Here is a 6,461-nt window from a genome sequence, read left to right as displayed (position 1 = left end):
GGAAGACTTCAGAAGGGGCAACGGCAAGGGGCACGCGCGGTGGGCGACTCAAGGCGCATCGCACGTGTGGTGCGACTTGCAGTGGCCTTGGGCATCTGGTCGGCAGCGATGACTCATCCGGGTCTCGCGGTTGCCGACCCGACGTCCGAGCCGTCTTCTGACGCGTCCAACGTCGAGAGTCCGGCCCGGGGGGGACCGGATTCGACGACGGACTCCGGGATGGTGTCGTCTGAGGGGTCGACACCATCTTCGGGGGAGGGGTCCGTCGAGCGCGGGGCGGGGCCCGATGCGAAGTCGGGCCTCGCCCCGGCGGGGTCTAACGAGAGGTCGAACGAGCCAATTCCCGGCGTCATCGTGCGCAGCTCCGGCGCTGCGCTGACGTCCGGTGAGCACCGGACGTCGGAGCAAGACGCACAGAACACCGACGGTCCGCAGCCCGAGTCCAAGGACTCCGCATCGCAGCAGTCGACGGAGGCAGCAATGGAGCCTGCGACGGCGACGCCGGACGAGCGGGTGACGTCGCCGGCGCTGACCACGCCAACCCCATCGTCGATGGGCGAAGCGGAGCGATCCAAATTCACCGCGACCGGCCCCGGACCAGCAGCCGTGCCATGGCCGAATCGGCTCGTCGTACCCAGGATTTCTTCCATCCCAGGCGTGTCCGAGATGTTCAGAGTGGGCGGTGGGGCCGCCGACGCCTCCGCCGCCGGACCCCTGGCGACCGATGCCCCGCACGGTACCGAAACTTTGTCGGCCCGAAGAGATTCCGTGGCGGACACCGAGTCCCGTCCGCCGCTGGTGTCGCTGCGGATCGTCACCAGCGTTCTGGCGGCGGCGTTGGCCCTATTCGCCGTGCCCGTCCCTGGCGGCCAGGCGCAGGAGCCGACCCTTTGGACGATATTCGCCTGGGTGCGAAGGCAACCCGGGCGCAATGTGGTGGACGAACAACCCGGTCAGGTGGCCGCTCCGCGGCAGACCGAGTGGGTGGGCACGACTCCCGACGTAGCCACCGCGGCAGTCGATCGGATCGACCAGGCGACGGGCAGGGTCACCGGCCACGTGAACGTCGCGGACGAGCCGGACGGACTGACCTACGCGCTCGCCGCGCAGATCGACCCCCGGCTGGGCACCGCCACCGTCGATGGCGCCAGCGGTCATTGGACGTTCACGCCCAATCAGCTGTGCCGGCTGGCTGCTCGGCTCAGTCAGTCGGACGAAGTCGCCGAATTCTCAGTCGTCGCCTCCGACGGCACGAAGGTCGACGTCAGCGCGCCCGTGGCCCCCGCCGAGGCGGCCGTGACCGACACCATCGACGTGGGTGAGGGACTCACCTACGGCATGGCCGTCGTCGAGGACCGATTGTACGTCCTCAACAGCCCCTTCGACTCGGGGGGCAATGGCTTCGTCAAGATGATCGACACCTCGACCAAGGCGGTCGCCGGATCCATCGAGGTCGGAAGCACGCCGTTCGCCCTTGCGGTCAGTGGCCACACGCTCTACGTCGGCAACGCCGGTGACGGCACCGTGTCCGTCGTCGACGTCGCAACCAACACGGTCGTCGACCAAATCGACGTCGGCGCCACCCCATTCGGCCTAGAGGTCACCGGGGATCGTCTGTACGTGGCCGATCACGCCGGGACGGTGTCGGTGATCGACCTGAACGACAACACCGAGCTCGCCAGGATCCCCATCGGGGGCGATCCGTTCGGTGTCGCCGCCACCGCTGACCGCGTCTACGTGACCAACTACGTGGGCGGCACGGTCGCGGTCTTCGACCAGGCCACCAACACCGCGCTCGACACGATCGAAGCGCCGGGCGCCAATCTCGTTGGTGTAACCGGATATCCGTACTTCGCCGCCGTCGTCGGAGGCCGGCTGTACGTCGTCAACTCAGCCACTAACGCGCTCACCGTCATCGACAGGTCGGTAAGCACGGTGGTGGACGTCGATCCCGTCACCCGGGCGGTCGACGCGATCCCTGGCGGCGCAGCGCCGGTGGACATCATCGTCCGCGGCGACCGGTTGTACGTGAGCAACGTCAACTGCGGCAGCGTCACCGTGATCGACGTGGCCACCAATCAGCCCGTCGAGACCATCGGGGTCGGCATCCAACCCGGGTTGATGACGGCCACCCTTGACGGCCGGACGATCTACGTCGCCGACGTCATGGACGGCACCGTGCGGGTGATCACCAGCGTGCATCCCGAGGTTTACGGCTCGGCCGGGTAAAGGCGCGCCCGCCGAGTCGGCGCCGTTGGCGCGGTGATGCGCAGCGAATCCGCTAGCGTCATGGAGCATGTCCAGCGGTCCGGCTCCGCGTCGGCGAGCTACCCTCGCTTCGTTGGCTGCAGAACTCAAGGTTTCGCGCACCACGATCTCCAACGCCTACAACCGGCCCGACCAACTCTCGGCCGATCTTCGCGAGCGCGTACTGGCCACTGCGAAGCGGATGGGCTACGCCGGACCCGATCCGGTGGCCCGCTCGCTGCGCACGCGCCGCGCCGGGGCCGTCGGCCTGATCCTCACCGAACCGCTCAACTATTCGTTCAGCGATCCCGCCGCTCTGGACTTCGTCGCCGGACTCGCCGAATCGTGTGAGGCGGCCGGACAGGGCCTGCTGCTCGTCGCCGCGGGGCCGAACCGGAGCGTGAGCGACGGAACCGCCGCAGTGCTGTCGGCCGGCGTCGACGGGTTCGTCGTCTACTCGGCTTCCGACGACGACCCGTACCTCCCGGTCGTCGCGCAGCGCGCGCTGCCCATGGTGGTCGTCGACCAGCCGAAGGACGTGCCGGGCACCTCGCGGGTGGGCATCGACGACCGTGCGGCCATGCGAAGCGTTGCGGAGTACGTCATCGGGCTCGGGCACCGCGATCTCGGTGTGCTCACGATGAGACTGGGACGCGACTGGCCGCATGCCGACGCCAAACCTGCGGTCGCCGCCCCCGAACGTGTGAAGACCCCCCACTTCCACGTGCAGCGTGAGCGCATTCACGGTGTGTACGACGCCATGAAGGCGGCTGGGCTGCGACCGGATTCGTTGACCGTGGTGGAGAGCTACGAGCACAGACCGACGTCGGGCGGGGCGGCTGCGGAGGCCGCGCTCGAGGTCAACCCACGCATCACCGGGCTGATGTGCACGTCCGACGTGCTTGCGGTCTCTGCGATGGATTACCTACGCGCACATGGTATCTACGTTCCCGGACAGATGACGGTGACCGGGTTCGACGGGATCCCCGATGCCCTGGCCCGCGGGTTGACGACGGTCAAGCAGCCCAGCATCGAGAAGGGGCGACGCGCGGGATACCTGCTGCACAATCCGCCGCGGTCGGGCCTACCGGTGGTGGAGGTGCTCGACACCGAGCTGGTCAGGGGTCGCACGTCCGGCCCGGCGGTCTAGATCTGCGCCGGCTTCGCGGCGTCGCATTGACTGGAGCGCTCACGTCAGAACGGCGGCGGGTCGGAGTCTGTGGCGGTGGTGAAGGTGTCGTCGTATTCGATGTGCTCGTCGTAGCGGGTCTTTTCCTTTGGTGCCGTGCGCATCTGGTGGTTGGCGTGGCGTTCGGCGGTGATGTCGGCGGCTCGCTGTCGGGCCCGGGTCTGGGTGCGGCGTGGCATCTTGGTGGTCTTGTCGCCGCACGGTTCGCCCGTGCCTGGTGTGACGGCGACCGGACTCGTCGGCGTGCACAAGTCGGGGAAGATCAGAGCGCTGCCGGGATGGGTGACGTATTTCTCGCCCGACGGCGAGGTCCAGATGACCGTGCCGTCGCGGAGTTGTTCGTCGTGCCAGCCCCAGAATGTCTTCCAGAGGTGGTGAAACCTGCACAGGCACTTCAGGTTCGACGCGTGAGTGGGTCCGCCCCGCCCGTGCGGAATCGTATGATCGAGATCGCAGCCGGTGGCTGGTTGATTGCAGCCCGGCGCACGACAGGTCAGATCGCGGGCGCGCACGAAGTCGGCCAACGCCCGTGACGGGGTGTAGGCGGATTCTGCTGGTGCGTCACCCGGGTGGATCAGGGGGCGCAACCGGGCCGTCTTCGCCAAATCGGCGATGAGCTCAGCCGGGATCAGACCCTCGTAGCCCAGCGTCGCCGCTGGCGACAAACTCGTGCCCTCGATGGTGGCCTGCTCGGCGATGACGTGGATGACCACTGCGCTGGCTGTCCGGCCACCGGCCGGGCAGTCGATCTGCCCGCAGCGGCAGCCCAATCGGTCCTGCCCGGCGGCCAAGGCCCCGATGGCGTCGGATCGGCGCTCGGCCATCGTGCGTCCGTCGTCGTCGCAGACGGTTCCGGCCAACTCGGTGAGTCTGTCTGCGAAGGCGTGGCCGTCGGGTGCGTACACCGTGGCAGTGATCTCGGCTAATCCGTTGTCGACGTCACCGACGAAGACATCACGCTCGGCGACCCGGTCGCGGCGTCGGCGGACCGCGTCGAGGTCGGCACCGGCGACAACCTTGTCGATGCGGGCGGCCAACTGGCTGCGGTTCATCGTCCCCCAGCGCGGCGCCCGTAGCACAAACTCCGCATCGACGCGCGCGAGAACTTCGTCGTCGACGATGAGTCCGGTGCGGAACACCAGCGCGCGGAAGGTGGCCTCGTCGATGTCACCGTCGATGAAGGTTTGACCGACCTTGGGCAACTGATGTCGCAGCGCATGGGCGTAGCGCAGATGAGATGCGGCCAGGCCACGGCTGATGTTCAGGGCAGCCGACACCTCCACGGTGACGGCGTCGACGACGTCCACCACCCAGTCATCGCTGGCGCCACCGTCCTCGGCCACCCGCAACTCGACCAGGTCCGCGATGGCCACCAGCCGTTGCGCGGCTGCGCGGGACTCGGCGCATGCGGCCGTAGACAACCGCTGCAGCAACGCCGAGACGGATGATTCACTCATGTGTTCGATTGTGGCACTGCCTACCGACAGGTCAAGTTGCCGGAGCTAAGCCCTGTGGATGAACGCGCAGCGTCGCTCGCACAGGGAGGTCAGCGTGTCGGCGACGTCTTCGGGTGAGCCGATTCGGTAGTCCGCCAGCGTCTCTCCCGCCCCGACCTTCACCCCGACGTCTGCGTCGCGCATTCGGCGGAACGCCTTCTCGTCGGTGACGTCGTCGCCGAAGAACACCACCGCCGTCGCCCCGGTCTGCTCGCGCAGGATGTCCACGGCCTCGCCCTTGTCGGTGGAGATGACGGCGAACTCGAGCACCGCCTTGCCCTCGGTGAGGTGCGCAGCCCACGCCTGCGAAGCTACGCGAGACTCGCCGAGTGCGGCGTCCCCGTCGGCGGCTGAGGCGTTTCGCACGTGCAGCGCCACACTGGCAGGCTTGGTCTCGACGGTGACCCCTGGCCGATTCGCCGCGATGGTGTTGAGCTCGGCGGTGATCCTCCCCAGCAGCGCTTCATCGACCTCGTGTACAAAACCGGTGTCGAACTCCGCGCCGTGGCTACCCACCAGGTGCACACCCGGCGGGGCGCCCGACAGCTCGCGCAGGACGCTCAGCGCGCGACCGGAAATCAAGGCGACCGACGTCGAGGGCAGGCCGGCCAGTGCCGTCAGCGCGTCGGCGGCCGCGGGCAGCGGGCGCGCGTCGGCGGGGTCGTTCACGATGGGTGAGAGGGTTCCGTCGAAGTCGGACGTGACGAGGAGGTGTCGAGTCCCAGCGACGGCATCGAGTGCCGCCGTCAGGTCTGCGGGTAGTCCCACCGGAACATCCCCCGGGTCGCTGCCGCTCCTGCCCACCGGAACATCCCCCGGGTCGCTGCCGCTCCTGCCCACCGGTCAGATCTTAGGGTGCTCCCCGTCGCCGATCAGGAGGCGGACGGCAAGGTCGAGTCGCTTGCTGACGTCCGTCGCCGAAGCCCGACGGGTCAGCCACGCCAGGAGGTTGGACAGCCACACGTCGGAGATGACGCGCGCGATGTGGAACTGGTCCTCGGTGGGTTCGCCTTCGCTCATCGCGCGGGCGAACATGGAGTCCATCAGCTTGCCGACGTGATCTACCTCACCAGCGGCCGAGGCATCCGCGAACACGAATGCGCGAGTCATCGCCTCGGTCAGCAGCGGGTTGCGCTGCATCGAGCGGTTGAGCTTGCCGACCATGATGTTCAGCCGTTGATACGGGGTGCCGCCGACGAGGGAGGCGCGGTCGGTCTTGGCGTCGATGCGCTCGAACTCACGGCCCAGGGCGGACACCAACAGGTGCACCTTGGACGGGAAGTAGCGATACAGCGTGCCGACCGCCACGTCGGCACGTTCGGCCACGGCACGCATCTGAACTGCCTCGTAGCCACCCTTGGAGGCGATGGCGAGGGTGGCGTCGAGAATGCGCTTGCGGCGTTCCCGCTGTGCTTCGGATCCGAGTTCGGACTCGGCGAGGACGGCCACGTTCATGACCTGGCGAGGGCTCGCGGCCGAATCAGACCCCGAACCGGAAGTGTTGGCTGCTGGCAGCGAGGACCCAGACA

At 68.0% G+C, this 6,461-nt stretch carries 5 protein-coding genes; 2 read left to right on the top strand and 3 right to left on the bottom strand.

Annotated elements, in window-relative coordinates; genetic code table 11:
* Both QOI01_RS34020 and QOI01_RS34015 read left to right on the top strand, forming a co-directional pair.
* Positions 1 to 2,229, top strand: a 2,229-nt coding sequence (locus QOI01_RS34020; protein WP_526388296.1) for a YncE family protein, incomplete at its 5' end; no start/stop codon positions are given.
* Positions 2,230 to 2,296: 67 nt separating this feature from the next.
* Entirely contained in the window at positions 2,297 to 3,397 is a 1,101-nt protein-coding gene (locus tag QOI01_RS34015; RefSeq protein WP_526388294.1) for an Rv3575c family transcriptional regulator, read from the top strand.
* Between the two features lie 44 nt (positions 3,398 to 3,441).
* On the opposite strand, the gene QOI01_RS34010 is transcribed toward QOI01_RS34015, so the two are convergent.
* From QOI01_RS34010 to kstR, 3 genes are all read right to left on the bottom strand, one after another.
* Entirely contained in the window at positions 3,442 to 4,893 is a 1,452-nt protein-coding gene (locus QOI01_RS34010) for an HNH endonuclease signature motif containing protein (RefSeq protein WP_526388292.1), read from the bottom strand.
* Positions 4,894 to 4,938: 45 nt separating this feature from the next.
* On the bottom strand, positions 4,939 to 5,700 hold the full coding sequence (gene otsB / locus QOI01_RS34005; protein WP_526388304.1) for a trehalose-phosphatase: 762 nt from the start codon (positions 5,698 to 5,700) through the stop codon (positions 4,939 to 4,941).
* Positions 5,701 to 5,775: 75 nt separating this feature from the next.
* Positions 5,776 to 6,381 (bottom strand): cholesterol catabolism transcriptional regulator KstR, encoded by a 606-nt coding sequence (kstR, locus tag QOI01_RS34000; RefSeq protein WP_235892758.1) that lies wholly within the window; start codon positions 6,379 to 6,381, stop codon positions 5,776 to 5,778.
* Positions 6,382 to 6,461 lie beyond the last annotated feature (80 nt).

It is taken from the genome of Mycobacterium sp. (genome assembly GCF_032162605.1).
Lineage (GTDB): Bacteria > Actinomycetota > Actinomycetes > Mycobacteriales > Mycobacteriaceae > Mycobacterium.
The sequence above is the reverse complement of the archived record's forward strand: the minus strand, read 5'-3'. Positions and strand labels throughout refer to the sequence as shown.